This is a genomic window from Streptococcus oralis (genome assembly GCF_003943825.1).
GTDB classification, from domain to species: domain Bacteria; phylum Bacillota; class Bacilli; order Lactobacillales; family Streptococcaceae; genus Streptococcus; species Streptococcus oralis_CD.
On the sequence record NZ_RJNJ01000001.1, the window covers coordinates 153,151 to 179,406 of the forward strand.

The 26,256-nt window shown below is 41.2% G+C and carries 18 protein-coding genes; 13 read left to right on the forward strand and 5 right to left on the reverse strand.

From position 1 onward, the window contains the following. The first annotated feature begins 53 nt into the window (after positions 1–53). Positions 54–269 carry a capsule biosynthesis transcriptional regulator gene (locus tag D8863_RS00775; RefSeq protein ID WP_001130031.1) on the forward strand — a complete coding sequence of 72 codons (216 nt, stop codon included), beginning with the start codon at positions 54–56 and terminating at the stop codon, positions 267–269. 92 nt (positions 270–361) lie between these two features. Here the strand turns inward: D8863_RS00775 and D8863_RS00780 are convergent, their stop codons facing one another. Together D8863_RS00780 and D8863_RS00785 are read right to left on the reverse strand one after the other, a co-directional pair. Then, positions 362–1,102: an amino acid ABC transporter ATP-binding protein gene (locus tag D8863_RS00780; protein ID WP_000193352.1), complete on the reverse strand. Its 741-nt coding sequence runs from the start codon at positions 1,100–1,102 to the stop codon at positions 362–364. Beyond that, positions 1,099–2,664 (reverse strand): ABC transporter substrate-binding protein/permease, encoded by a 1,566-nt coding sequence (locus tag D8863_RS00785; protein ID WP_125440795.1) that lies wholly within the window; start codon positions 2,662–2,664, stop codon positions 1,099–1,101. The genes D8863_RS00780 and D8863_RS00785 overlap by 4 nt, the downstream gene beginning before the upstream one ends. A 129-nt stretch (positions 2,665–2,793) precedes the next feature. On the opposite strand from D8863_RS00785, the gene D8863_RS00790 reads away from it, so the two are divergent. Together D8863_RS00790 and D8863_RS00795 are read left to right on the forward strand one after the other, a co-directional pair. Further along, the gene (locus D8863_RS00790; protein ID WP_125440796.1) at positions 2,794–4,689 is read left to right on the forward strand and encodes a DUF2207 domain-containing protein; all 1,896 of its coding nucleotides are present in this window, start codon (positions 2,794–2,796) and stop codon (positions 4,687–4,689) included. Positions 4,690–4,748: 59 nt separating this feature from the next. Continuing rightward, a complete protein-coding gene (locus tag D8863_RS00795) occupies positions 4,749–5,594 on the forward strand; it encodes an undecaprenyl-diphosphate phosphatase (RefSeq protein ID WP_070837818.1) in 846 nt (281 codons plus the stop codon). A gap of 33 nt (positions 5,595–5,627) precedes the next feature. Here D8863_RS00795 and dinB read toward each other — a convergent pair whose 3' ends face one another. Further along, complete coding sequence (gene dinB, locus D8863_RS00800; protein WP_125440797.1) at positions 5,628–6,689, reverse strand: DNA polymerase IV; 1,062 nt, start codon at positions 6,687–6,689, stop codon at positions 5,628–5,630. A 232-nt stretch (positions 6,690–6,921) separates the two neighbouring features. Between dinB and pflB the strand changes: the two genes are divergently transcribed. From pflB to D8863_RS00815, 3 genes are all read left to right on the forward strand, one after another. Then, the gene (gene pflB / locus D8863_RS00805) at positions 6,922–9,237 is read left to right on the forward strand and encodes a formate C-acetyltransferase (RefSeq protein ID WP_125440798.1); all 2,316 of its coding nucleotides are present in this window, start codon (positions 6,922–6,924) and stop codon (positions 9,235–9,237) included. A gap of 318 nt (positions 9,238–9,555) precedes the next feature. Continuing rightward, positions 9,556–13,317 (forward strand): Spy0128 family protein, encoded by a 3,762-nt coding sequence (locus D8863_RS00810; protein ID WP_125440799.1) that lies wholly within the window; start codon positions 9,556–9,558, stop codon positions 13,315–13,317. Between the two features lie 452 nt (positions 13,318–13,769). Continuing rightward, entirely contained in the window at positions 13,770–15,875 is a 2,106-nt protein-coding gene (locus tag D8863_RS00815) for an ATP-dependent Clp protease ATP-binding subunit (protein WP_125440800.1), read from the forward strand. Between the two features lie 58 nt (positions 15,876–15,933). On the opposite strand, the gene D8863_RS00820 is transcribed toward D8863_RS00815, so the two are convergent. Beyond that, complete coding sequence (locus D8863_RS00820) at positions 15,934–16,416, reverse strand: S-ribosylhomocysteine lyase (protein WP_125440801.1); 483 nt, start codon at positions 16,414–16,416, stop codon at positions 15,934–15,936. 295 nt (positions 16,417–16,711) lie between these two features. Here D8863_RS00820 and D8863_RS00825 point away from each other — a divergent pair, with 295 nt between their 5' ends. The 5 genes from D8863_RS00825 to D8863_RS00845 are packed head-to-tail and all read left to right on the forward strand — an operon-like array spanning position 16,712 to position 20,640. Continuing rightward, the gene (locus D8863_RS00825) at positions 16,712–17,419 is read left to right on the forward strand and encodes an ABC transporter ATP-binding protein (RefSeq protein ID WP_000400162.1); all 708 of its coding nucleotides are present in this window, start codon (positions 16,712–16,714) and stop codon (positions 17,417–17,419) included. Between the two features lies 1 nt (position 17,420). Continuing rightward, positions 17,421–18,209 (forward strand): lantibiotic ABC transporter permease, encoded by a 789-nt coding sequence (locus tag D8863_RS00830; protein ID WP_070567299.1) that lies wholly within the window; start codon positions 17,421–17,423, stop codon positions 18,207–18,209. Further along, a complete protein-coding gene (locus D8863_RS00835; RefSeq protein WP_070567297.1) occupies positions 18,209–18,931 on the forward strand; it encodes a lantibiotic ABC transporter permease in 723 nt (240 codons plus the stop codon). Before D8863_RS00830 ends, D8863_RS00835 begins: the two co-directional genes overlap by 1 nt. A 12-nt stretch (positions 18,932–18,943) precedes the next feature. Further along, on the forward strand, positions 18,944–19,642 hold the full coding sequence (locus tag D8863_RS00840; protein WP_000404923.1) for a response regulator transcription factor: 699 nt from the start codon (positions 18,944–18,946) through the stop codon (positions 19,640–19,642). Then, positions 19,609–20,640 (forward strand): sensor histidine kinase, encoded by a 1,032-nt coding sequence (locus tag D8863_RS00845; protein WP_125440802.1) that lies wholly within the window; start codon positions 19,609–19,611, stop codon positions 20,638–20,640. The genes D8863_RS00840 and D8863_RS00845 overlap by 34 nt, the downstream gene beginning before the upstream one ends. 134 nt (positions 20,641–20,774) lie before the next feature. Here the strand turns inward: D8863_RS00845 and D8863_RS00850 are convergent, their stop codons facing one another. Further along, the gene (locus D8863_RS00850) at positions 20,775–22,259 is read right to left on the reverse strand and encodes a DUF1846 domain-containing protein (RefSeq protein ID WP_125440803.1); all 1,485 of its coding nucleotides are present in this window, start codon (positions 22,257–22,259) and stop codon (positions 20,775–20,777) included. A gap of 152 nt (positions 22,260–22,411) precedes the next feature. Here D8863_RS00850 and D8863_RS00855 point away from each other — a divergent pair, with 152 nt between their 5' ends. After that, on the forward strand, positions 22,412–24,022 hold the full coding sequence (locus D8863_RS00855) for a glycoside hydrolase family 13 protein (protein WP_125440804.1): 1,611 nt from the start codon (positions 22,412–22,414) through the stop codon (positions 24,020–24,022). A gap of 169 nt (positions 24,023–24,191) precedes the next feature. After that, the gene (locus D8863_RS00860) at positions 24,192–26,159 is read left to right on the forward strand and encodes a peptide ABC transporter substrate-binding protein (protein ID WP_125388642.1); all 1,968 of its coding nucleotides are present in this window, start codon (positions 24,192–24,194) and stop codon (positions 26,157–26,159) included. Positions 26,160–26,256 lie beyond the last annotated feature (97 nt).

A 26,256-nucleotide genomic window follows, 5' to 3' on the forward strand; every position in this document is an offset into this window, starting at 1 on the left:
GAAATAAAAACGTATACAATTAAGTATTGTAAAGAATAATTTAGGAGAAGAACATGGCTAAGTCGAACTTTGAAAAAGTAGAAGCAGTTGTTGGCTGGGTTCGTGATAAGAAAATCACAGGCTACCGTATCTCTAAAGAAACGAATGCGCGTGAAATGTCTATCATTGCTCTAGCACAAGGACGCGCAAAAGTTAAAAATATTTCATTTGAAACAGCTCTTGGTTTAATCGATTTCTATGAAAAAAATCATGAAAAATTTGAAGATTAAACTGTGGTCACAGGCAGGTTCCTGAGTCGAGTCTGCCTTTTCTTTACAATTACAAACTAAAAAGACTGCATTCTTTATGCAGTCTTTGTTTATTAGCTGAGATAACGTTGAAGAAATTCTTTTGTTCGTTCTTCTTTAGGGTTCGTGAAGAGTTCTTCTGGTTTGCCTTCTTCAGCAATGACACCCTTATCCATAAAGATGACACGGTGCGAGACATCGCGAGCGAATTCCATTTCGTGGGTTACGACGATCATGGTCAAGCCTTCTTGAGCCAAATCCTGCATAATTTTGAGGACTTCTCCAACCATTTCAGGGTCAAGAGCAGATGTTGGTTCGTCGAAGAGAATGGCATCAGGATTCATGGAGAGAGCGCGGGCGATAGCCACGCGTTGTTTCTGACCACCTGAGAGTTGTTTAGGCTTGGCTTGCCAGTAGCGTTCTCCCATACCAACTTTTTCGAGATTCTCTTTGGCAATCTTTTCAGCTTCAGAGTGGTCGCGTTTAAGGACAGTCGTCTGAGCGACGATTGTATTTTCAAGGACATTCAGATTTTCAAAGAGATTGAAAGATTGGAAAACCATACCGAGTTTTTCACGATAATGGGTGAGGTTATAGCCTTTTTCTAAGACATTTTCTCCTCGATAGAGAATCTCTCCCTCTGTAGGTGTTTCGAGTAAATTAATCGAACGAAGGAAGGTTGATTTTCCACTTCCTGAGCTTCCGATGATGGAAATAACCTCTCCTTTATGGACGGTGAGGGAAATGTCTTTTAGCACTTCGTTTTGCCCATAGGATTTTTTGAGGTGTTTGATTTCAAGGATTGGTTGTGTCATTTTTTCAAATTCTCCGTTTGCATTTGGTTAGCACCTGTAGTGTAAGTATCCATGTCCATACGACGTTCGATGAAGCGTAGGATACGGGTCACAGTAAAGGTGAGGACAAAGTAAATCACGGCGATGATGGTAAAGGTCTGGAAGTATTGATAGGTTTGTGTTGCTACAGTATTTCCTGAGAAATAAAGCTCAACAACTGAAATAACGTTCAATACAGAGGTATCTTTGATATTGATGACAAACTCATTACCAGTAGCAGGTAGAATATTACGGACAACCTGAGGTAGGACAATCTTACGCATGGTTTGATTGTGGGTCATACCAAGAGCAGTTGCAGCTTCAAACTGTCCTTTGTCAACTGCTAGAATACCACCACGAACTATCTCTGTCATGTAGGCTCCCGTGTTGATTGAGACGATGAAGATAGCGGCTAGTGTGCGGTCAAGGTTAATACCAAAAGCTTGGGCAGTTCCATAGTAGATAACCATAGATTGAACAATCATCGGTGTACCACGGAAGATCTCGATATAGACATTGAGAATCCAACCGACTAATTTCTGTAGGGCGTACATTGCCTTATTCTCAGATAGTGGAGCGGTACGGAAGACCCCAATCGCAAGTCCGATAAGGAGACCTGTGATGGTTCCGATAATGGAGATTAAGAGTGTGATACCAGCACCACGCAAGAGTTGTTGCCAGTTTTCAGAAAGGATCTTAGCAACTTGGCTAAAGAAACTACTTTCTTCCTCCGTTGTTGTAGACTCCACAGGTTGCTCTTTGATCATACGATCCATGAGGGCTACTTGTTCATCCTTAGAGATGGTTTCGATGCTCGCATTGATTTGGCTGATACGGCTGTCATCTTTGCGAAGTCCAATGGCAATAGCTGTATCTTCTTCGCCAGTTTTGAAACCTGGTTGAGGTTGGATCATTTTGAACTTAGCGTTAGCAGACTCAGCGGTCATTGCTTCAGGTCGTTCAGAAACATAGGCATCAATAACACCAGCCTCCAGAGCTTGACGCATCTGAGCGAAGTCACCCATAGCAGTTTCTTTTTTGGCACCTGTAATTTGGGAAATCAGGTCATAAAGATAAACACCTTGTTGAGACGTGATTTTTGCTCCGCTAAAGTCTTCCAAAGATTTGGCATTCGCATAGGCAGAGTCCTTTTTGACCAATAGAACCGGTTCGCTAGTATAGTAACTGCTTGAAAAAGCAATTTCTTGTTTGCGTTCAGCCGTTGGGCTCATACCTGCAATAATCATATCGATTTTGCCAGAAGTAAGGGCTGGAACAAGTCCTTCCCATTTGGTTTTTACGACCAAAGGTTCCTTACCAAGGTCTTTGGCAATCTTTTTAGCAATTTGAACATCGTAGCCGTTGGCATATTGGTTGGTACCGTCGATTTTGACGGCGCCGTTACTATCGTCGTCTTGGGTCCAGTTGAAGGGAGCGTAAGCTGCCTCCATCCCGATGCGTAAATATTCGTCGGCTTGGACTTGGCTAACTAGTCCTAAGGTAAGGGCTAGGCTAGCAAGGATAGATAAGCATAATTTTTTCATGTTTTCTCCTATTTCTAGTCTAAAAATGACTCTCTCTATTGTATCTAAAAATAGTGAGATTTTCAATACAAGTAAGCCTTTACTTATAAAAAATGATATAATGGTAAAAAGATTGAAAGGGAACCGATTATGAAAAAAAGATGGCTGTTGGCTTTGGTATTTGCTTATTTATTATTTATACCGAGCCTAGTTTTTGCAGTAGACTTTGATATCTTATCTTATCAGGGTGATTTGAATATTCATGCAGATAATACTGCAATTTTTAAGGAAACAATTACCTACCGCTTTGGAGATGATTATAATGGTCAGTTAGTTGGACTAGGGAAAGCTGGGAAAATGCCAGAAGGATTTAACATTGATCCCGATCCGACCGTTCAGGTCTCTAAAAATGGAAGAATTGTTCAAAATGCTTCCTTCTATACTATGGAGGAAGAGGACGGCTACAAGGTAAAAATTTACAATGCTGGATATGCCGGAGATACTGTTCGGGTAACGGTTACCTGGAAATTAACAAATCTTCTCTTCTTATATAAGGATATCGCAGAGCTAAATTGGCAACCCTTGACAGATAGTACTGGAGACATCAAAGAGATTGAGTTCAAGGTCAGCTCAGATACTCCAGCAGAGAAACTCTATTTTCATGCAGGCCAACTCCTAAGGGACTCTAGTGTTGAAAAAGTAAATAATCTCTATCATGTCAAAATGAAAGACCTTCCTAGAAAGCGACAGATCGAATTACACGCATACTGGCCTAGAAGTGCTTTTGCAGGAGCTCCAGATCAAGGATTAGAGGAAGAACGTTTAACCGATTTTAACCGGATTGAAAGCAATATAGCAACAGAAAAAGCGCAAAGTGAGATTTTGATGAAATGGATGTTTCCCGTCATTTTTATGAGTCTCTTACTTCTAGTCCCTATCTTCTATAGGATGTTTCGTCAGAGTATAAGCATTAAAAAGGTCTTTCCAAAAGATCATCGACTTTACGAACCACCGATGGATTTGCCTCCAATGGTTTTAGCAGAAGCAGTGTATTCAACTTCCTTAGAGGAAGTCAATCCCCTAAACAAATCAGGGTTTGGTAAATTTACTTTTGAACGTCTGATTCAGGCAACCTTGTTGGATTTAGTAGATCGAGGTCATTTATCTATTTTCCAAGGGGATGAAGAACCTTATGTGCGCATTATCAGTGAAAAGGGTTTATCCAATTTTGAGAAGGAATGTCTGCGCATGACTTTGTCAAATAAGAAAGAATTGGCTATTTCAGAGCTCTTCCCTGATTACCAAGTTTCATCTTCCCTTTACCGTGGTGCCAAAGAGTCAGATGAAAAACATATCCGAGAAACAGGCTCGCGTCTCAAACGCTCCTTTGAAGGAAGACTTCAACGCATTCAGTCTTGTGTCAAGGATAAGGTCCATGTACTTCGTATCCCAAGCTACTATCGTCCCTTGACAAGTGAGGAACGTCGCCTTGCTCTCGGGATGCGGGTCTGTTCAGCCATAACAGCTCTCGGTGGACTGCTCTTCTTTTACTATAGCTGGCAAACACATGGTTTCTTTTCGATCCCATTTCTACTCTTAGGATTGACAGGATTAGGGACTAGTTTCTGGGTTTATCTTGCCACGCGAGGAGCCTATCGCGATGGAGTTCTAACAGAGGAAGGAGCGGAGATCTTCTATCTCTGGACGAGTTTTGAAAATATGCTTCGCGACATCGCTCATCTGGATCAGGCCGAGCTAGAGAGCATCGTCCTTTGGAACCGTCTATTGGTCTATGCGACTCTCTTTGGTTATGCCAAGAAGGTGAGCAAGTTAATGAAAGTTCGCCATATTCAGCTTGAAAATCCAGATTTGAATCTTTATGTAGCCTATGGTTGGCACTCACAGTTCTACACCTCAACTGCACAAATCAAGCAATATACTGCTGTCGCGAATACAGCTAGCAATTACTCTGTATCTTCTGGAAGTGGTTCTTCAGGTGGAGGATTCTCAGGAGGTGGAGGTGGTGGTAGCATCGGCGCCTTCTAAAAAATCTATCGCAACATCTGAAATTATGTTATAATAGAGGACAGAAAAAGGAGTAATGTATGTATTTTATTGAAATTTTGAAGTCAATCTTTTTTGGGATTGTTGAAGGAATTACAGAATGGTTGCCCATTTCAAGTACTGGCCACTTGATCTTGGTTGAAGAATTTGTACAATACAAGGACCAGAATGCAGCCTTCATATCCATGTTTAATGTTGTCATCCAGCTTGGTGCCATTTTAGCAGTTACGGTCATTTACTTTAATAAACTCAATCCCTTCAAACCTGGTAAAACTAAGGTCGAAGTTCGTAGAACTTGGCAGTTGTGGTCAAAAGTCTTCGTTGCAACCTTGCCTTTGCTATTAGTTTTTAAACTAGATGATTGGTTTTATGACAACTTCCATAACATGGTTTCAGTTGCGATTATGTTGATTATCTATGGTGTTGCCTTTATCTATCTTGAAAAACGAAATAAGGCGCAAGCCATTGAACCAACAGTAACAGAGCTTGACAAGTTGCCATATAAAACAGCCCTTTACATTGGGCTCTTCCAAGTCCTCGCCCTCTTCCCAGGAACGAGCCGTTCAGGTGCGACGATCGTCGGTGGTTTGTTGAATGGAACAAGCCGCTCAGTCGTAACAGAGTTTACCTTCTATCTCGGAATTCCTGTTATGTTCGGAGCTAGTGCTTTGAAGATTTTCAAATTTATTAAAGCGGGTCAACTCTTGAGTTTTGGACAACTGTTCTTGCTCTTGGTTGCTATGGGTGTTGCCTTCGCGGTCAGCATGGTTGCCATTCGTTTCTTGACCAGCTATGTGAAGAAGCACGATTTTACACTCTTTGGTAAATACCGTATTGTCCTCGGTAGTGTCTTGTTGCTCTATAGTTTTGTACGTTTGTTTGTATAAGAAAAAGCTTGAAGGAAGATTCCTTCAAGCTTTTTAAAATCCTGTTACCGTAATTCCTAGTAAACGAATACCTTTTTCTTTGTCAGCTAGTTCTTCGTAGAGTTGAAGGGCAGTTTGAGAAATCTGACTAGCGTCCTGTGTCGCTTGTGGGAGGCTTTTTCGTCTAGTCAGAGTGGAGAAGTCAGCATATCGTATTTTTAGGATAATGATTTTTCCAGCTTTGTCCTGCGTGCTGAGATTGAGAGCTACTTTTTCAGAGAGGAGAGTCAGCTCTTTTTTAATGTCTTCTTCTACTTGTAGGACCTTTCCATAGGTTTTTTCCTTGCCAATGGACTTACGAATGCGGTCGGGTTTGACCGGTGAGTTATGAATGCCCCTTGCCTTTCGATAAAGGTCAAAACCGAGTCTGCCGAACCGATCGATTAAAGTGACTTCTGAGACCTCCAATAAGTCCGCACCAGTATAAATGCCCATTTCATGAAGCTTTTCTACTGTTTTCTTACCAACACCATGAAATTTAGCAATATCCATTTGTTTGAGAAATTCTTGGGCTTGAATAGGTAGAATCACTGTCAAACCATGTGGCTTCTGATAATCACTGGCCATTTTAGCTAAGAATTTGTTATAAGAGACGCCTGCAGAAGCAGTCAGGTGTAGTTCCTGCCAGATATCCTCTTGGATGAGGCGGGCTATTTTGACAGCAGACTTGATACCGAGTTTATTTTCTGTCACATCCAAGTAGGCTTCGTCAATACTCATAGGTTCAATCAAATCAGTATAACGTTTAAAAATAGCTCGAATCTCAAGTCCTACAGTCTTATACTTTTCATAATTTCCTGAGATAAAGACAGCTTGGGGACAGCGCTCATAAGCTTCTTTAGAGCTCATGGCTGAATGAACACCAAAAGCTCGTGCCTCATAGCTACAGGTAGAAACGACACCACGCCCACCTGTTTGTCTGGGGTCGCTTCCGATAATGACAGGTTTGCCCTTTAACTTGGGATTATCTCTTATTTCCACCGCAGCAAAAAAGGCATCCATGTCGATATGGATGATTTTTCTGGACAAATCATTTATCAATGGAAATATGAGCATTCCAATCCCTTTCTAGTGTCATTTTCTATTTATTATACCCTTTTTTCTGAAAAAATGGGAAAGTTCAATCTGACTTTCAAAAATATAATACAGATTGGAGGAAAAAAGAGACTGTATTATAAAAGAAAGCGTCTAAAATGCCGATTTTCTCTTGTTGAAATCGGTTACTGTATGGTATACTTGACTCAAGAATGTAACAGATGACTGTTACTAGAAAAAAGAGGACATTAACATGGTTGTTAAGACAGTTGTTGAAGCACAAGATATTTTTGATAAAGCTTGGGAAGGCTTCAAAGGCGTAGATTGGAAAGAAAAAGCAAGTATTTCTCGCTTCGTTCAAGCTAACTACACACCTTACGATGGAGATGAAAGTTTCCTTGCTGGACCAACAGAACGTTCACTTCACATCAAAAAAATCGTAGAAGAAACAAAAGCACACTACGAAGAAACTCGTTTCCCAATGGACACTCGTCCAACATCTATTGCTGATATTCCTGCTGGATTTATCGACAAAGAAAATGAAGTTATCTTCGGTATCCAAAACGATGAACTCTTCAAATTGAACTTCATGCCAAAAGGTGGTATCCGTATGGCTGAAACTACTTTGAAAGAAAATGGATACGAACCAGATCCAGCTGTTCACGAAATCTTTACTAAATACGTAACAACAGTTAACGACGGTATCTTCCGTGCTTACACTTCAAACATTCGTCGTGCTCGTCACGCTCACACTGTAACTGGTCTTCCAGATGCCTACTCACGTGGACGTATCATCGGTGTTTACGCACGTCTTGCTCTTTACGGTGCAGACTACTTGATGCAAGAAAAAGTAAACGACTGGAATGCGATCAAAGAAATTGATGAAGAAACAATCCGTCTTCGTGAAGAAGTAAACCTTCAATACCAAGCATTGCAACAAGTCGTTCGCTTGGGTGATCTTTACGGAGTTGATGTCCGCAAACCAGCGATGAACACGAAAGAAGCCATCCAATGGGTTAACATCGCCTTCATGGCTGTCTGCCGTGTTATCAACGGTGCTGCAACATCTCTAGGACGTGTGCCAATCGTATTGGATATCTTTGCAGAACGTGACCTTGCTCGCGGTACATTTACTGAATCAGAAATCCAAGAGTTCGTTGATGATTTCGTTATGAAACTTCGTACAGTTAAATTTGCTCGTACAAAAGCTTATGACCAATTGTACTCAGGTGACCCAACCTTCATCACAACTTCTATGGCTGGTATGGGTAACGACGGTCGTCACCGTGTTACTAAGATGGACTACCGTTTCTTGAACACGCTTGACAACATCGGTAACTCTCCAGAGCCAAACTTGACGGTTCTTTGGACTGACAAATTGCCATACAACTTCCGTCGCTACTGTATGCACATGAGCCACAAACACTCTTCTATCCAATACGAAGGTGTAACAACAATGGCTAAAGACGGATACGGAGAAATGAGCTGTATCTCATGCTGTGTGTCACCACTTGACCCAGAAAACGAAGGACAACGTCACAACATCCAGTATTTCGGTGCTCGCGTAAACGTTTTGAAAGCCCTTCTTACTGGTTTGAACGGTGGTTACGACGATGTTCACAAAGACTACAAAGTATTTGACATCGATCCTATCCGTGACGAAGTTCTTGAATTCGAATCAGTTAAAGCCAACTTCGAAAAATCTCTTGACTGGTTGACTGACACTTACGTAGACGCTTTGAACATCATCCACTACATGACTGACAAGTACAACTACGAAGCTGTTCAAATGGCCTTCTTGCCAACTAAACAACGTGCTAACATGGGATTCGGTATCTGTGGATTTGCTAACACTGTTGATACATTGTCAGCTATCAAGTATGCTACAGTTAAACCAATCCGTGATGAAAATGGCTACATCTACGATTATGAAACAATCGGTGAATACCCACGTTGGGGTGAAGATGACCCTCGTTCAAACGAATTGGCAGAATGGTTGATCGAAGCTTACACAACTCGTCTACGTAGCCACAAGCTTTACAAAGACGCAGAAGCTACTGTATCACTTTTGACAATCACATCTAACGTTGCTTACTCTAAACAAACTGGTAACTCACCAGTCCACAAAGGTGTATACCTCAACGAAGATGGTTCTGTGAACTTGTCTAAACTTGAATTCTTCTCACCAGGTGCGAACCCATCTAACAAAGCTAAAGGTGGATGGTTGCAAAACTTGAACTCACTTGCTAGCCTTGACTTTGGTTACGCAGCTGACGGTATCTCATTGACAACTCAAGTTTCTCCACGTGCTCTTGGTAAGACTCGTGACGAGCAAGTTGATAACTTGGTAACAATCCTTGATGGTTACTTTGAAAACGGTGGACAACACGTTAACTTGAACGTTATGGACTTGAACGATGTTTACGAAAAGATCATGTCAGGTGAAGACGTTATCGTACGTATCTCTGGATACTGTGTGAACACTAAATACCTCACTCCAGAACAAAAAACTGAATTGACACAACGTGTCTTCCACGAAGTTCTTTCAATGGATGACGCCTTGAGCTAAGATTCAATTAGAATGAAAAGAAAGCTAGTCTATAGGACTGGCTTTTTTCTATATCTAAAAGATAAATTTTTGACATATCATATGAAAAATACTGAGAGACTTTGTTCATTATGATGACAATGTGTTGAAATTTAAAAGAAAAATATAATAAAATCTTATAAAAATATATTTTCTAGTTATTAAACTTGAATAGATTGTATTGAGATGTTATAATACAATAGATAAACTCTAGTTAGTGATAGGGGTTGTCAAAATGGTATGATGTAATCTCCTAGGGAGATTAGAAATAAAAATTTCATATAGAAAAGAGGAGAAAAAATGTCGAAAAGCAAAGCGTTAAACATGCTTTCTAAATTTTCTGCGTTAGCTTTTGCTATTTTAGCTCTAGCATCTGTTTTGGTAGGGATTGTTAAAGCAGATAATCCTGTTTCAAAAGAATTGACACAAGTAATTACAGGCATCGATCTATTAGATGCTTCCGATACTAAGCAAAATGTGAGTTCAGAAGGAGATTTCTCGCTTCGTACGAATTTAGCATATAAGCTTCGCGTGACCTTTGATCTCAAACAGTATAATGAACATCTGAATAATGGAGATTATTTTACCTTTGATATACCTGCTCCTATGGCAGTTTATGAAGGGAGTCAGGATTTAATTGATCCGACAACAAAAGTCACTATTGGAGAAGCAGAAGTGACTTCAAATGGTACTGATCAAGGTGGGAAAGCAAAAATCACCTTAAAAAATTTGGATAAATACCTAGAGAAAACTGGTGGAGATAAGGTAAAGGATGTGTCAGGGAATTTTTCTGTTACTTTTAGATTCTTAAAGGATCAGAATAAAACCCGCATAAACTTTAATTCATCCTCATTGAAGCAAGAAGTGACTCACATTTATTCATCAAAAACAATCGATGGTCCCAAAGTTGGTACTGAAAATTATGCTAAAATTGGGGGTCGTGCTGCCCTTGAAAATTGGAACTCTCCAAAACTGGCTGAGATTGGTTCGGTTAGCAAGGGAGATGCATGGTCTACCTGGCGTGTACGTGTAAATACAGAGAAACAAGACTTAGGACAAAATATTGTATTACATGATACTATACCAAATGATGATACTAGTTACACTCCTGCACAGTATATTCCTGAGACTCTAAAAGTGTATAAGGCAAATATCACTGTTGGGACTTCTGCTGTTCCAGATGATGCAGTTTTGTTAACTGAGGGACAAGACTATACCGTTTCGTGGAACGAAAACTATACTTCATTTGATATCATTTTTAAAGATGGAACGACCTCTTATATAGTCTCTTATAACACAACAACTCCTAATGATGGAAGTAAAGTAGGAAATAGGGTTGCTCTGTCATTGGCTGACGGGACTAAATTAGCACAGAATACAAGTCGTCCGGGAGCACTTGATATGACAGCTGAGGCGACATCTTTGATTTCTGGTACGATTGTAGCATCTACTGCTTACCAAATTAAGATTCATAAGACTGATGCCTTCACTCTTGCTCCGGTTTCGGGTGCGGTATATACTGTGACAGCAGCAGATGATGCAAGTGAAACAACAGAAGTGACTACGAATGAAAAAGGAGTAGCGCTTACGAAAACTTATGATCAGAAATGGGAAGGTAAAACGTTTAAGATCAAAGAGAAGACTGCTCCAGCAGGTTATAAACTAGATGAAAAAGAGTATACAGTCAAACTCGGTGCTGCGGGTTCTACTATTCATCTTAAAGACGAACCTGTTCCAGCTGTATTCAATGTGACGGCTAAGAAAGTAGTAGAAGGACGTACAGATAAACTTCCAAAAGCAGATGAGTTTACCTTTAACCTGTTTACTGCAGAGAACTTGAAGGATCCTGTAGCTACAGCAAAATCAAAAGCTGATGGGACTATTACCTTTGAGAATCTCCAAGTAAAAGGTGCGGGAACTTATCACTACATCATCAAAGAAGACACTTCAACAGCAGTTGCAGGCGTTGCATTTGATACAGAAGCCAAGGAAGTTACTGTAGCAGCAACTTTCCAAAGTGGAGTTTTAACAGCAACTGTCACATCTGCAGAACCAACTTTCACTAACACCTATAAAGCAACTCCAGCTAAAGAAACTATCACAGCTAAGAAAGTCTTGAATGGTAAAGACCTTGAAGCTGATAAATACGAATTCGAACTTAAAGAAGGTGACAAAGTCGTTGCGACAGCTAAAAACGCTGCAGACGGCACCGTTACTTTCAAAGAAATCGAGTTCAAAACAGCAGGCGACCACACTTACACTATCACTGAAAAAGCAGGTAACGAAGCAGGTGTGACATACGATACTGCCAAACACGAAATTAAGGTAAACGTTACAGATAATGGCCAAGGTCAACTTGTTGCAGCTGTTACAGGTAACAACCCAACTTTTACTAATACTTATAAAGCAGCTCCAGCAAAAATTGCTATTGAAGCTAAAAAAGTTTTGAATGGTAAAGAGCTAGAGATAGATGAGTTTGAGTTTGAATTGAAAGAGGGTGACAAGGTTATTGCGACAGCAAAGAATGCTGCTGGCGGATTGATTCGTTTTTCTGAAATTAGCTATTCAACAGCAGGAGTATATAACTATACTATTACAGAAAAGGTTGGCAATAAACTTGGTGTAACTTATGATAAAACAGAACATCCAGTAACTGTAGAAGTCAAAGATAATGGCTCAGGTCAACTTGTCGCGACAGTTACAAGTGAAACACCGGTCTTCGTTAATGACTATAAAGCAGAACCTGCACAAGCTACAATCAAAGCTAAGAAAGTCTTGAAAGGTAAAGCGCTTGAAGCTGAAGCTTACACATTTGAACTGAAAGAAGGTTCAGACCTTGTAGCTACGGCTAAGAATACTGCCTCAGGAGAAGTTGTCTTCAACGTCACTTTCTCAGCAGCAGGCGATTACGTTTACACTATTACTGAAAAAGCTGGTGACGATAAAACAATCACTTATGATCAAAATGCGTATGAAGTGATCGTCACTGTTGCGGATGATGGTAAAGGTCGATTGGTTGCGACTGTAGAAGATGCAGATACAGAACGTGTCTTCACAAATACTTATACAGCACCAGTTCCAACAGCTACATCAGCAACACTTGAATTTACGAAAGAATTGACTGGTCGTACTTTGGTTGATGGTGAGTTCCACTTTGAATTGTACAAAGATGGACAAAAAATTGATACAAAAACAAACCAAGGTGGAAAAGTAACATTTAATGCAATCAACTACAATGCAGAAGGTGAGTATACTTATACTGTAAAAGAAGTGAATGCTGGAGCAACTGGTATTACTTATGATACAGAAAAGACTGCGGTGGTAAAAGTAACCAAAGATGCAGCAACCAACGCCTTGAAGGCAGCTGTTGAATATCCAGCAGGTAGTGTCTTTAAGAATAGCTTCAAAGCACCAGCGGTAGAAGCTACGATTGAAGCAACTAAGAAACTTGAAGGTAAAGAACTTGCGGCAGACGCTTATACTTTCGAATTGAAAGAGAAAGGCGCCGTTGTAGCTACAGCTAAGAATACTGCCGAAGGTAAAGTAGCCTTTGTTCGTTCATTCGAAGAAGCAGGTACTTACACTTATACCTTGGTTGAAAAAGTTGGTACTGAAGAGGGTATTGAATACGATAAGACCGAGCATACTGTAACAGTAACAGTAGTTGCGGATGGTCAAGGTCTCTTGACTGCGACTGTTTCGTATGCGGATGGTAAAGAAGTTGTATTTACAAATAAATACACTGTACCAACACCAACGCCAGAACCAAATCCAAATCCAGCTCCAAATAATCCAGGAACAACGCCAGATCCAGCACCAACACCAGATCCAGCACCAACACCAGATCCAGCACCAACACCAGATCCAACGCCAAATAATCCAGGAACAGAACCAACTGATCCAGCACCAACACCAGATCCAACACCAGAATCTCCAGCTACTGAGAATAAAGGTAAAGCTGAACTTCCAAACACAGGTGAAGCAACCTCTATCCTTTCTTCGCTTGGATTTGTAGTATTGGCATTGAGTGGATTGGTATTCTTCGTAAAACGTAAAGCTTAGGCTTTTGTAGAAGAAACATGAAACTTGGTAAGTGAGAATTCTACTTCTCTCTTAAACTTGATAGAGAAAGTCTCTAGAAAATTCGTTTTCTAGGGGCTTTTTTGTACTTCAAAAAATTTTTTTAAAAAATAGTCAAATTTGGTCAAAAAATTATTGACTTTTACTGACTAATGTGATATAGTAGGAACATAAGGAAAATGAATTCCTTAGAAAACTTCATTTTCAATGATTCTATTTATTGAAAATGTATGATAGATACCCTAGAAAGGGGTGGGGCCTATGTTAAATCTAACAGATTTTGAAAAGAAGATGATAAAAGGCTTATTTAAGAAAGAAAAACCAGAAATTATACGTAGGGTAGCTAGTTAGCTAGTCTAAAATTTTTAAAACAAAGGTCAAAGATAGTCAATATCAGAGATCGCATATAATTAAGAATAAACGAGGTAAAGAATATGAACAACAACTTTAATAACTTTAACAACATGGATGATTTATTTAACCAATTGATGGGTGGTATGCGAGGATATAGTTCTGAAAATCGTCGCTACTTGATTAATGGACGTGAAGTGACACCTGAGGAATTTGCTCACTATCGTGCAACTGGTCAATTGCCAGGAAATGCAGAATTTGATGTGCAAATGCAACAACACGCTTCAGGTATGAAACAAGACGGTGTCCTTGCTAAACTAGGTCGCAACTTGACAGAGGAAGCTCGTGAGGGCAAGCTGGATCCTGTAATCGGACGAAACAAGGAAATTCAAGAAACATCTGAAATCCTCTCACGTCGTACGAAAAATAATCCTGTTCTAGTCGGAGATGCAGGTGTTGGTAAGACAGCCGTTGTCGAAGGTCTAGCACAAGCGATTGTGAATGGAGATGTTCCGGCTGCCATCAAGAACAAGGAAATCATTTCTATTGATATCTCAGGTCTTGAGGCTGGTACTCAATACCGTGGTAGCTTTGAAGAAAACGTTCAAAATCTAGTCAATGAAGTAAAAGAAGCAGGGAATATTATCCTCTTCTTTGATGAAATTCACCAAATCCTTGGCGCTGGCTCAATCGGAGGAGACAGTGGTTCTAAAGGGCTTGCGGACATTCTCAAGCCAGCTCTCTCTCGTGGTGAATTGACCGTTATTGGAGCGACAACTCAAGACGAATACCGTAACACCATCTTGAAAAATGCAGCTCTTGCTCGTCGTTTCAACGAAGTCAAGGTTAATGCTCCTTCAGCAGAGGATACCTTTAAAATTCTTCAAGGAATTCGTGACCTCTACCAACAACACCACAATGTTATCTTGCCAGATGAAGTCTTGAAAGCAGCAGTGGATTATTCTATCCAATACATTCCACAACGCAGCTTGCCAGATAAGGCTATCGACCTTGTCGATGTAACGGCTGCTCACTTGGCAGCTCAACATCCTGTAACAGATGTTCATGCTGTTGAACGAGAAATCGAGGCAGAAAAAGACAAGCAAGAAAAAGCAGTTGAGGCAGAAGATTTTGAAGTAGCTCTCAATGCCAAGACACGTATTGCTGAATTAGAGAAAAAAGTCGAAAACCACACAGAAGACATGAAAGTGACTGCAAGCATCAACGATGTGGCTGAGTCTGTGGAACGAATGACAGGTATCCCAGTGTCACAAATGGGAGCGTCAGACATCGAACGTTTGAAAGATATGGCTCATCGCTTGGAACACAAGGTAATCGGCCAAGATAAGGCAGTAGAAGCAGTAGCTCGTGCTATTCGTCGTAACCGTGCAGGATTTGATGAGGGCAATCGCCCAATCGGTAGCTTCCTCTTTGTAGGGCCTACTGGGGTTGGTAAGACAGAACTTGCTAAGCAATTGGCGCTCGATATGTTTGGTACTAAAGATGCGATCATCCGCTTGGATATGTCTGAATACAGTGACCGCACAGCCGTATCTAAATTAATCGGTACAACAGCAGGTTATGTGGGTTATGATGACAATAGCAATACCTTGACAGAACGTGTTCGTCGCAATCCATACTCTATCATTCTCTTGGACGAAATTGAAAAGGCTGATCCTCAAGTAATCACCCTTCTCCTCCAAGTATTGGATGACGGTCGTTTAACTGATGGTCAAGGAAATACAGTGAACTTTAAGAACACGGTCATTATCGCGACATCAAATGCTGGATTTGGCTATGAAGCTAACTTGACAGAAGATGCGGATAAACCAGAGTTGATGGATCGTTTGAAACCATTCTTCCGTCCAGAGTTTCTTAACCGCTTTAACGCAGTTATCGAGTTCTCACACTTGAATAAGGAAGACCTTTCTAAGATTGTGGACTTGATGTTGGCGGAAGTCAACCAAACTTTGGCTAAGAAAGACATTGATTTGGAAGTTAGTCAAGCAGCTAAGGACTTTATCACAGAAGAAGGTTATGACGAAGTTATGGGTGTTCGTCCTCTCCGTCGCGTGGTTGAACAACAAATTCGTGATAAGGTGACAGATTTCCACTTGGATCATCTAGATGCCAAACATCTGGAAGCAGATATGGAAGATGGCGTTTTGGTCATTCGTGAAAAAGCCTAACTCAAGATTTTGAGAATAAAAAAAGAAGGAACTAGCTAAAAGCTGGTTCCTTTTGTGTTTAGATGACATGGCGTTCAAAGGCATCATCTGAGATTCCTTGTTCCAGGATGAGTTTCGCCCATTCTTTAGCAGAAAAGAGGCTGTGGTCTTTGTAGTTTCCGCAAGATTCGATGGTAGTCCCAGGGACATCTTCCCAAGTAGTAGTTTCCGCGATTTCCTTGAGCGAATCCTTGATAACAGCAGCAATCTCGGCGCTAGTATGGCGTCTCCACATAATCATGTGGAAACCAGTACGGCAGCCAAATGGTGAACAGTCAATCATACCGTCAATGCGGGTACGGATGAGTTTGGCTAAGAGGTGTTCGATAGTGTGAAGGCCAGCGGTAGGAATAGAGTCCTCATTTGGCTGTACCAAGCGAATATCAAAGTTGGAGATGACATCTCCCTTTGGCCCTGTTTCTTCCCCAATCAAGCGAACATAGGGTGCTTTAACAATGGTGTGGTCAAGTTCAAAACTTTCAACAATAACTTCTTTTGACATGGTAGTTCCTTTCAGTTTTCTTTTTTCATTATATCATAAAGGGTGCTGTTGATGGAGTTTGATAAATGACTTTTTGGTACTAGAATGATAATAAAGTCTCTATACATAAACCTCAGAATTATAAAGAAAGAATGGAGAGAAGAATACCTTGTGAAAGAAAAGTTTAGTTTTTCTAGTGGAACTCAGGTGACTTTTGAAAAGTGGATCAACTTTTTCTGAAATTTCTGTTTAATCTCTGAACTAATTCTGAACTAGATTGGGTATACTGGAGAAAATAAAGATAAAGGAGTTCAGTATGGAACATATTGTAAAAATTGATCGTGTTTCTAAAAAATATGGAGACAAGCAAATTTTAAAGGATATTTCTTTTACAGCTAGGAGTGGTCGCATTACGGCTTTTCTAGGACATAATGGTGCAGGAAAAAGCTCGACCTTGAGGATTCTCTTGGGCTTAGATCGGGCGACAGCAGGAACTGCGACTTTTGATGGACAAACCTATCAGTCAATGATTTATCCTCTCAAAACAGTAGGTGCAGCTTTTGACGGTATTGGAGGTCTGCCAAATAGAAAGGTTTACGACCATCTGCATATTATTGCTGCAAGTAATGCTATTCCGAAGTTTCGGATTGATGAGGTATTGGATATGACTGGGATCGCTCATAAGAAAAAGGATTTCTTATCAAGCCTGTCTCTAGGAGAGGGGCAGCGCCTGGGGTTGGCAGTAGCTTTACTAGGTGATCCCCAGTTTTTAATATTAGATGAGCCGACCAATGGACTGGATCCAAGTGGGATTAAGTGGTTTAGAAGGTTCATTCGCCAGCAGGCTGATTTAGGGAAAACCGTCCTTCTATCCTCTCATATCCTGTCTGAGGTACAAATGGTAACAGATGATGTAGTCTTGATTCATCATGGGCAAATTATCGAACAGGGAACGCTAGAAGATGTATTACAAGGAACAGATAGTTTAGAAGAGCTCTTCTTCGACTTAACAGAGGAGGTTTAAGATGAAAGAAACGATGTCCTTATTGCATTCAGAGTGGTTGAAAATCCAATCAACCAAGGCTTTCAGGGTAAGTGTGGTCTTTATGCTGTTATTGGTACCTGTTGTGTCATGGCTAGAGGGACGTCAGTATCTGTCTATCGGTTTAGATGCGACCCCTGAGACGGTTCCCGGTCTGGCAGAAGCTATTGATCCGCTTGAATATCTAGGTCTTAATGGCGCTTCTATGGGTGGTATGGTTTTAGTCATCTTAGCTGGAATTTTGGGAGCAACGGAATTTCAGTCTCATAGCTTGCGAACCAGTCTATTGGCTTGTAATAACCGCTTGAAGCTACTTATGGGGAAAATATTGACCTTTGGTTTGTTTTCACTCATCATTAGCTTGTTATCCATTTATTTGAGCTATATTGTCATGCACTTGGCTTTAGGAAAAGAAGGGCTACATCCAATTTTACTTAATCAAGCTGCCTGGAGTCATCTTTTATGGAAGGCACTAGCTACTGCATTGCTAGGTCTCTTGTCCTTTTTATTGGGATTGCTTGGGCGGACGATGTTGCTTCCCTTACTCTTTCTTGTGCCCCAGCTCTATAATCTGGGAAACTACCTGGCAGCTCATACGAGTTGGGGTGCTTATCTGCCACAGCCCGTAGGAGAGTTATTTGTTGCAACGCCGACTTCCCAATATGCCAACAATCCCTTGCAAGGACTCTTGATACTAAGCGTATGGTTGCTAGTCATCGGCGTCATGGCCTCTCTGCGCTTTTTGAAGACGGATTTAGGAGGGCGATACTGATGATAATAGCTCTGCTTAAAAGTGAATGGATTAAGTTCCGTTCTTACTATCTCGCTCTTGGTGCCGCCTTGGTGGCTCTGGTAGCTGTTCCATTTTTTCTGATGAATCTTGACTACAGTCAGACAGCAGTTGGCCAGACAAAGGCTCTGAGTGAAGCTTTGCATGCTCTGTATCTGGCGCAGCCTGTCATCGTCATCTTTGCTTCCCTCTATTTTGCCCAGGAGTTTGTCAAGTCTGGGATGCGAACGAATTTTCTAACCGTATCAAATAGAAAGGCTTGGTTGGCTGGGAAATTCCTTTTTCTGGCCGTTCTGCTCTTGGTTCTCTACAGTGTCATGATAGGCAGCTGTTTCTTTGTTATGCTGGCTCGATTTGACCTAGACTTTAGCTGGCCCTTACTGGGGAAATTCCTCTATTACAGCTCTTTTGGTCTTCTCAGCAATCTTTTTCTGGCTCTTTTAGCTGCTGGCCTCGCTTTGCTCTTTCAATCTTGGGTTGTGCCGGTGTCGGTGCTATTTCCTCTCTTGATTGGTCTTAGCCGTTTATTGGCAACTTTTATCAAAGAAGCAAAGTACCTGCCTGATCTGGCTACGCTAAATCTTTTTGAGTATGAAGGGCTTCAGAATTCGATAGATCTATCAGGGTTGGGAATACAGCTATTCTGGCTAGCTTTGATTTGGAGCTCTGCTATATTCTTGACCTTGAAACGAGATGTTCGCTAGAGGTATGCTATAATGGAAATCATGAGACAGTATCGTATTTTGGTGGTTGATGACGACCGGAGCATTTTGAAGCTGGTGAAAAATGTCCTAGAGCTCGATGCTTATGATGTGACGACGCTTGATCGAATAGAAGAGCTAGAGCTGACACATTTTGTCGGATATGACTTGATTTTGCTAGATGTGATGATGGAGCCTGTTAATGGTTTTGAGCTGTGCTCCTACATTCGTCCTCATCTTTCGTGTCCCATCATATTTTTGACGGCCAAGGAATTGGAGGCGGACAAGGTGGAAGGGCTCTTTCGCGGAGCAGATGACTATGTTGTCAAGCCTTTTGGGACCAACGAATTGCTGGCGCGTGTCAGGGCGCATCTTCGGCGGGAGGAAAGACGTGAGGAGCGCTATTCTGAGATTGCTTCTTGTCAATTTTATCCAGAGCGCTATGAAATTATCTGTTTTGGTAAAGTATTGAAATTCTCAGAGCGAGAGTTTAAGTTACTGCATTTACTAGCTAGCAATCCCAAGCAGACCTTTTCGGCTGAACGCCTGCATACCTTGCTTTACCCAGAAAGTTCAGAAACACAGCTTCGCTCCATCTCAGAATACGTATATCAGATTCGCCAAAAATGCAAACAAGAAGGGCTACAAGCAATCGCAACAGTGAGAGGAGTAGGCTATAGATGGCAATTAGAACCCGAAATTTCAAAAGCCTAGTCTGGACAACCAGTTTAAAAATCGTATTTTTTCATGTTTTGATTTTTGTGCTTATAGGCTATGAATTTACGCAAGGAAGTGATTACGTTCTTTTCACCTTGTTCTTCTGGGCAGGGAGCTTGCTGCTGATTACTTTTTATCATATTTTGAAATTGCTCCGAAAAATCGACAGGGAAATAAAAATGCTAACGAGCGAGAAGCTTTTAGAAGAAAATCAAAGTCAGCTTTTTCGGATTGAGGAAATGCTAGAAGTTTATAGCGATTTACGGAGCAGCCACCAAGAAAATGCTCATCTTTTAGAAAGAGAGCAGCAGCATAATCAGGAGTTGATTTTACAGCTATCAGCGACATCGCACGATTTGAAGACACCCCTAACTGTGATTAAGGGGAATGCTGAGCTCTTGGAGTTGGCGCAGTTGGGCCAGCCACAGGCAGACTATGCTGCTGAGATTTTGCAGGCTAGTCACAAGATGGAAGAGTATTGTGGCTCTTTGATTGATTACGCCAAGACTTTTCAGATTGATTCTAATCAGTTCATTCAGCTTTCCTTAGGGGACTTTTTGGCTTATCTACAGGATGATTGGGCACTGTTCAGCAAACAGGAAAGCCATCGTTTCTACCTCCAAGAAGATTGTGATCTTAGTCTGATTTTGTCAATTCATTTGGACTATCTCAAACGAGCTTTGCTCAATATTTTACTGAATGCGCTTGAACATGCTAATCAGGACCAAAAGGAAGTGAAGCTGATGGTATCAGTGCAGCAGGACCAGTTGGTTTTTGCTATCTGGAACAATGGCCCTGCATTTTCAGAGGAGATGCTGCTGGGAGCGGAACGGCTCTTTTATCAGAGTGACCAAAGCCGCAATTCAGCTAATCCCCATCATGGAATCGGCTTAGCCTTTTCTAAACAGGTAGCTCTCTTGCACGGTGGTCGTCTGACCCTGCTCAATCTAGACCAAGGAGGAGCCTCTGTCGAGTTGACAATTTCATTGAAATAAATGAGGATGGAAAATCATAAAAACGCATAATACCAAGTGTCCAAAAGACTTGATATTATGCGTTTGATTTTTTTATTATGTAAAGATTTACTGGATTTTTCTCTCGAATTGAGTTTTTGTCCAGCCTTGTTTATTTATTTCCGATACAAGCGGTCGTATTGGTAATAAGGGTCAAAGGTAACGTTGATACCCAATTTGCGAAGGACATTCTTGTCTTCATCGGTCAAAATGATGGTTGAGTGGGCTTCGCTTCCTTTGAGATTACCAAGTTCCTCCATGGCACGCGCAGCATCAGGATTTTCCATAGCTGTGATTGCAAGTGCAATCAAAATTTCATTTGAGTGGAGGCGAGGATTGCGACTACCGAGATGATTGATTTTAAGACCTTGAATTGGTTTGACGACTTCAGGCTCGATTAGTTTCACTTCCTTAGCAATGTCAGCTGATTTCTTAATAGCGTTGATCAAGGCAGCAGCTGTAGGGCCAAAGAGCTCTGAGTTTTTACCAGTTACGATTTCCCCATTTGGCAATTCGAGAGCTAGGGCAGGGCCACCAGTTTCTTCTGCTTTTTGGCGTGCAGTAACAGCAACCTTACGGTCTGCAGGTGTGATACCGAGGTCGTTCATGAGAAGTTCAATTTTCTTGACAGCAGTTTCGCCGACTTTTTCAGCTTTAAAGTCAAGAACGGTCTGATAGTAGCGACGGATGATTTCTTGTTTTGAAGCTTCGATAGCAGCCTCATTATCTGTAATAGCGAAGCCAACCATGTTGACACCCATGTCTGTTGGTGAAGCGTATGGAGATTCACCGAGAATGCGTTCCAACATACGTTTGAGTACTGGGAAGATTTCAATATCACGGTTGTAGTTGACAGTGGTTTCTCCGTAGGTTTGGAGATGGAAAGGGTCAATCATATTGACATCATCAAGGTCCGCGGTTGCAGCCTCGTAGGCCAAGTTGACTGGGTGATGAAGGGGAAGATTCCAAACTGGAAATGTTTCAAACTTAGCGTAACCAGACTTGATGCCATTAAGTTGGTCATGGTACATATTGGACATACAAGTGGCCAATTTTCCAGAACCAGGTCCAGGAGCAGTTACAACAATCAAGTTGCGACTAGTTTTGATGTAGTCGTTTTTCCCCATACCTTCTGGAGAAATGATGTGGTCCATATCAGTCGGGTATCCTTTGATTGGATAATGAAGATAGGAATCAATCCCGTTTTTATCTAACTGGTTGCGGAAGGCATCTGCAGCTGGTTGACCAGCGTATTGTGTGATGACAACCGAACCAACAAAAATTCCCAGCTCATTGAATTTGTCAATCAAACGAAGAACTTCTTGATCATAAGAAATGCCTAGGTCACCACGCGCTTTAGAATGCTCGATGTTGCTTGCGTTAATGGCGATCACAACCTCAACTTGCTCTTTCAATTCTTGCAAGAGCTTGATTTTATTGTCAGGCTCATAACCAGGAAGGACTCGAGCAGCGTGGAAATCTTCCAACATTTTGCCACCAAACTCCAAATAGAGCTTGCCGTCAAATTGGTTGATGCGCTCCAAAATGTGGTCGCGCTGTAGATTCAAATATTGTTCAGAACTAAAAGCTTGTTTTTTCATTTTTTTACCTCTGACCTCTATTATAATAAAAAATTGGGAGTTAGGAAACTACGGAGTCAAAAAAGAAATCAAAAAGATTAGGCAAACGCTTGCACTAAGTTTTAAAAAGCGCTATCATAGACTATAGATTATTAAAATAATGAGGTAAACAGATGCAAGAAAAATGGTGGCACAATGCCGTAGTCTATCAAGTCTATCCAAAGAGTTTTATGGATAGTAATGGAGATGGAATCGGTGATTTGCCAGGAATTACGAGTAAGTTAGACTATCTAGCTAAGTTAGGGATTACAGCGATTTGGCTTTCTCCTGTTTATGACAGTCCTATGGATGATAATGGCTATGATATTGCTGATTACCAAGCGATTGCAGCTATTTTCGGGACCATGGAGGACATGGACCAACTCATCGCAGAAGCTAAGAAACGTGATATTCGTATCATCATGGACTTGGTGGTCAATCATACCTCGGATGAGCATGCTTGGTTTGTCGAGGCCTGTGAAAATCCTGATAGCCCTGAGCGAGACTACTATATCTGGCGAGATAAGCCCAATGATTTGGAGTCTATCTTTAGTGGATCTGCTTGGGAATACGATGAAAAGTCGGGTCAATACTATCTTCACTTTTTCAGCAAGAAACAGCCGGATCTCAACTGGGAGAATGAAAAACTGCGCCAGAAAATTTATGAGATGATGAACTTCTGGATTGATAAAGGTATTGGTGGTTTCCGTATGGATGTCATTGATATGATTGGCAAAATTCCTGATGAGAAAGTAGTGAATAACGGTCCTATGCTCCATCCCTATCTCAAGGAAATGAATCAGGCGACTTTTGGAGATAAGAATCTCTTGACAGTAGGGGAAACATGGGGGGCAACGCCAGAGATTGCTAAACTCTACTCGGATCCAAAGGGGCAAGAATTATCTATGGTCTTCCAGTTTGAGCATATCTGTCTTCAGTATCAGGAAGGGCAACCTAAGTGGCACTACCAAAAAGAGTTAAATGTAGGGAAATTAAAAGAGATTTTTAACAAATGGCAGACAGAGTTAGGAGTTGAAGACGGCTGGAATTCCCTCTTCTGGAATAACCATGACCTTCCTCGCATCGTCTCTATCTGGGGAAATGACCAAGAATACCGTGAAAAATCTGCTAAAGCCTTTGCAATCTTACTTCATCTCATGAGAGGGACGCCTTATATCTACCAAGGTGAGGAGATTGGGATGACCAACTATCCATTTGAAACACTGGACCAAGTAGAAGATATAGAATCCCTCAACTATGCGCGTGAAGCTCTTGAAAAAGGTGTTTCTATGGAAGAAATCATGGACAGCATCCGTGTCATCGGTCGTGATAATGCCCGTACTCCGATGCAGTGGGATGAGAGTAAAAACGCTGGCTTCTCAACAGGTCAACCTTGGTTGGCAGTTAATCCAAACTATGAAGAAATCAACGTTCAAGAAGCACTGGCAAATCCAGATTCTATTTTCTATACTTATCAAAAACTCGTTCAAATCCGTAAGGAAAACAGTTGGCTGATTCGCGCTGACTTTGAATTGCTTGATACGGCTGATAAGGTTTTTGCTTATATCCGTAAGGACGGTGAGCGCCGCTTCCTAGTTGTGGCTAACTTGTCCAATGAAAAACAAGATTTTTCGGTAGGAGGAAAAGTCAAATCTGTCTTGATTGAGAACACTACTGCTAAAGAAGCAGTTGAAAAACAGACCTTAGAGCCATGGGATGCTTTCTGTGTGGAACTAACGGATTAAAATAAGTGAACCTCAAGCCTTTGATGCTTGGGGTTCTTTTACTAAAAAATATATAGAAAAGCCTTTTAAAAATATTTGTTAGAATTTTCTAAAAAATCTGGCGAAAGTCCTTGCTTTTATGAAAAAATAGGGTATAATGGTGAAAACACTATCTTTAAGGAGATTACTTATGAAATCGAAAAAGTGGCTCTTAGGAGCAGGTGCTGTTTTGAGTGCAGCCCTACTGTTAACTGCTTGTGGGCAAAGTGAAAAGAAAGCGGATGCTCCCAAGACATTCTCTTATGTCTACGCTATGGATCCATCTTCTTTGGACTATAGTGTGACGAGCAAGAGCTCAACCTCTGACGTTATAGCAAACGTTGTCGATGGTCTTTTGGAAAATGACAAGTATGGGAACTTAATTCCATCACTTGCAGAAGACTGGTCTGTTTCAAAGGATGGTTTGACTTACACCTACAAACTTCGTAAGGGTGTAAAATGGTATACTTCTGATGGAGAAGAATACGCTGAAGTTAAGGCCAAAGACTTTGTTACTGGGCTTAAACATGCTGCTGACGGGAAATCAGATGGTCTTTCTTTGATTCAGGATTCTATCAAAGGTTTGGCAGAGTATGTTAGTGGTGAGAGCAATGATTTCTCTACCGTAGGAGTTAAGGCTGTTGATGATTATACGGTAGAATACACGCTCAACAAACCAGAAAGTTTCTGGAACTCTAAGGTCACAACTGCAACCATGCTTCCAGTTAATGAAGAATTTTTGAATTCTAAAGGGAGCGACTACGGTGCACCAACCCCATCAGGTATCCTATATAATGGTCCTTATTTCTTGAAATCATTGACTTCAAAATCAGTCATTGAATATGAAAAGAATCCAAACTACTGGGATAAGGACAATGTCAAGATTGACAATATTAAACTAACTTTCTACGATGGATCAGACCAAGAATCCTTGATTCGTAGCTTTACACAAGGAGCTTATACAACAGCCCGTCTCTTCCCAACAAGCTCAAACTTTGAGTCGACTAAACAAGAGTACGGCGATAAGATTGTTTACAGTCCACAAGAAGCGACCAGCTACTACCTCACTGTTAATGTAAACCGTCAGTCTTACAATAAAACAGCCAAAACAGACGAGGCTCAAAAAACTTCAACGAAAGAAGCTCTTCTCAACAAGAACTTCCGTCAGGCGCTGAACTTTGCCCTTGACCGTCACTCATACACTGCTCAGTTGAATGGTGAAGAAGGCGCGAACAAGATTATCCGTAACAGCCTAGTGCCTCATGACTACGTTCAAGTGGGTGAAAAAACCTTTGGAGAGTTGGCGCAGGCAGAGCTCGTTTCATATGGAGACCAGTGGAAAGATGTAGCCCTTACAGATGGCAAGGATACGATTTACAGTCCTGAAAAAGCTAAGGCAGCCTTTGCTAAAGCCAAGGAAGAATTGCAAGCCAAGGGTGTTACCTTCCCAATCCATTTGGATATCCCCGTTGAACAAACAGATGTAATCGCGGTTCAACAAACCAACTCACTCAAGCAGTCTATCGAATCATCACTTGGTACTGAAAATGTCATTGTCGATGTCCTTCAAATGACCGATAATGAGAAAATGAGCATTACATCTCAAGCCAAGGTTCCATCCCAAAAAGACTATGACTTGAACGGAACTGGTTGGGGACCAGACTATCAAGACCCAGCTACCTACCTCAACATTCTTGATGCTAAGAAGGGTTCTGCCCTTAAACACTTGGGGATCAAGCGCGGACAAGATTCAGAAGTGATGGCTCAAGTTGGACTGGACGAATACAAGAAACTCTTGGATGATGCTGCAGCTGAAACCAGCGACCTTAACAAGCGTTATGAAAAATATGCTAAAGCTCAAGCTTGGGTATCGGACAGTTCACTTTTAATCCCAGTTGCTTCTTCAGGTGGTTCTCCAACGGTTAGCCGTACTGTACCATTTACAAAAGCATACTCTCAAGTGGGAATCAAGGGAGACCCATTTGTGTTCAAAGGTTTGGAGTTGCAAAATGACGTTGTGACTGCAAAAGAATACGAAGAAGCCTTCAAGAAATGGCAACAAGAAAAAATCGAGACAAATGCCAAATACCAAAAAGAACTTGAAAAACACGTCAAGTAATCTATAAACAGAAAAGGAAGTTGCAGGAAACTGTGCTTCTTTTTTGTTTTGAGACACCAGTTGTCATAAAAGCAGCAACTTTACATTTTTGAATAAA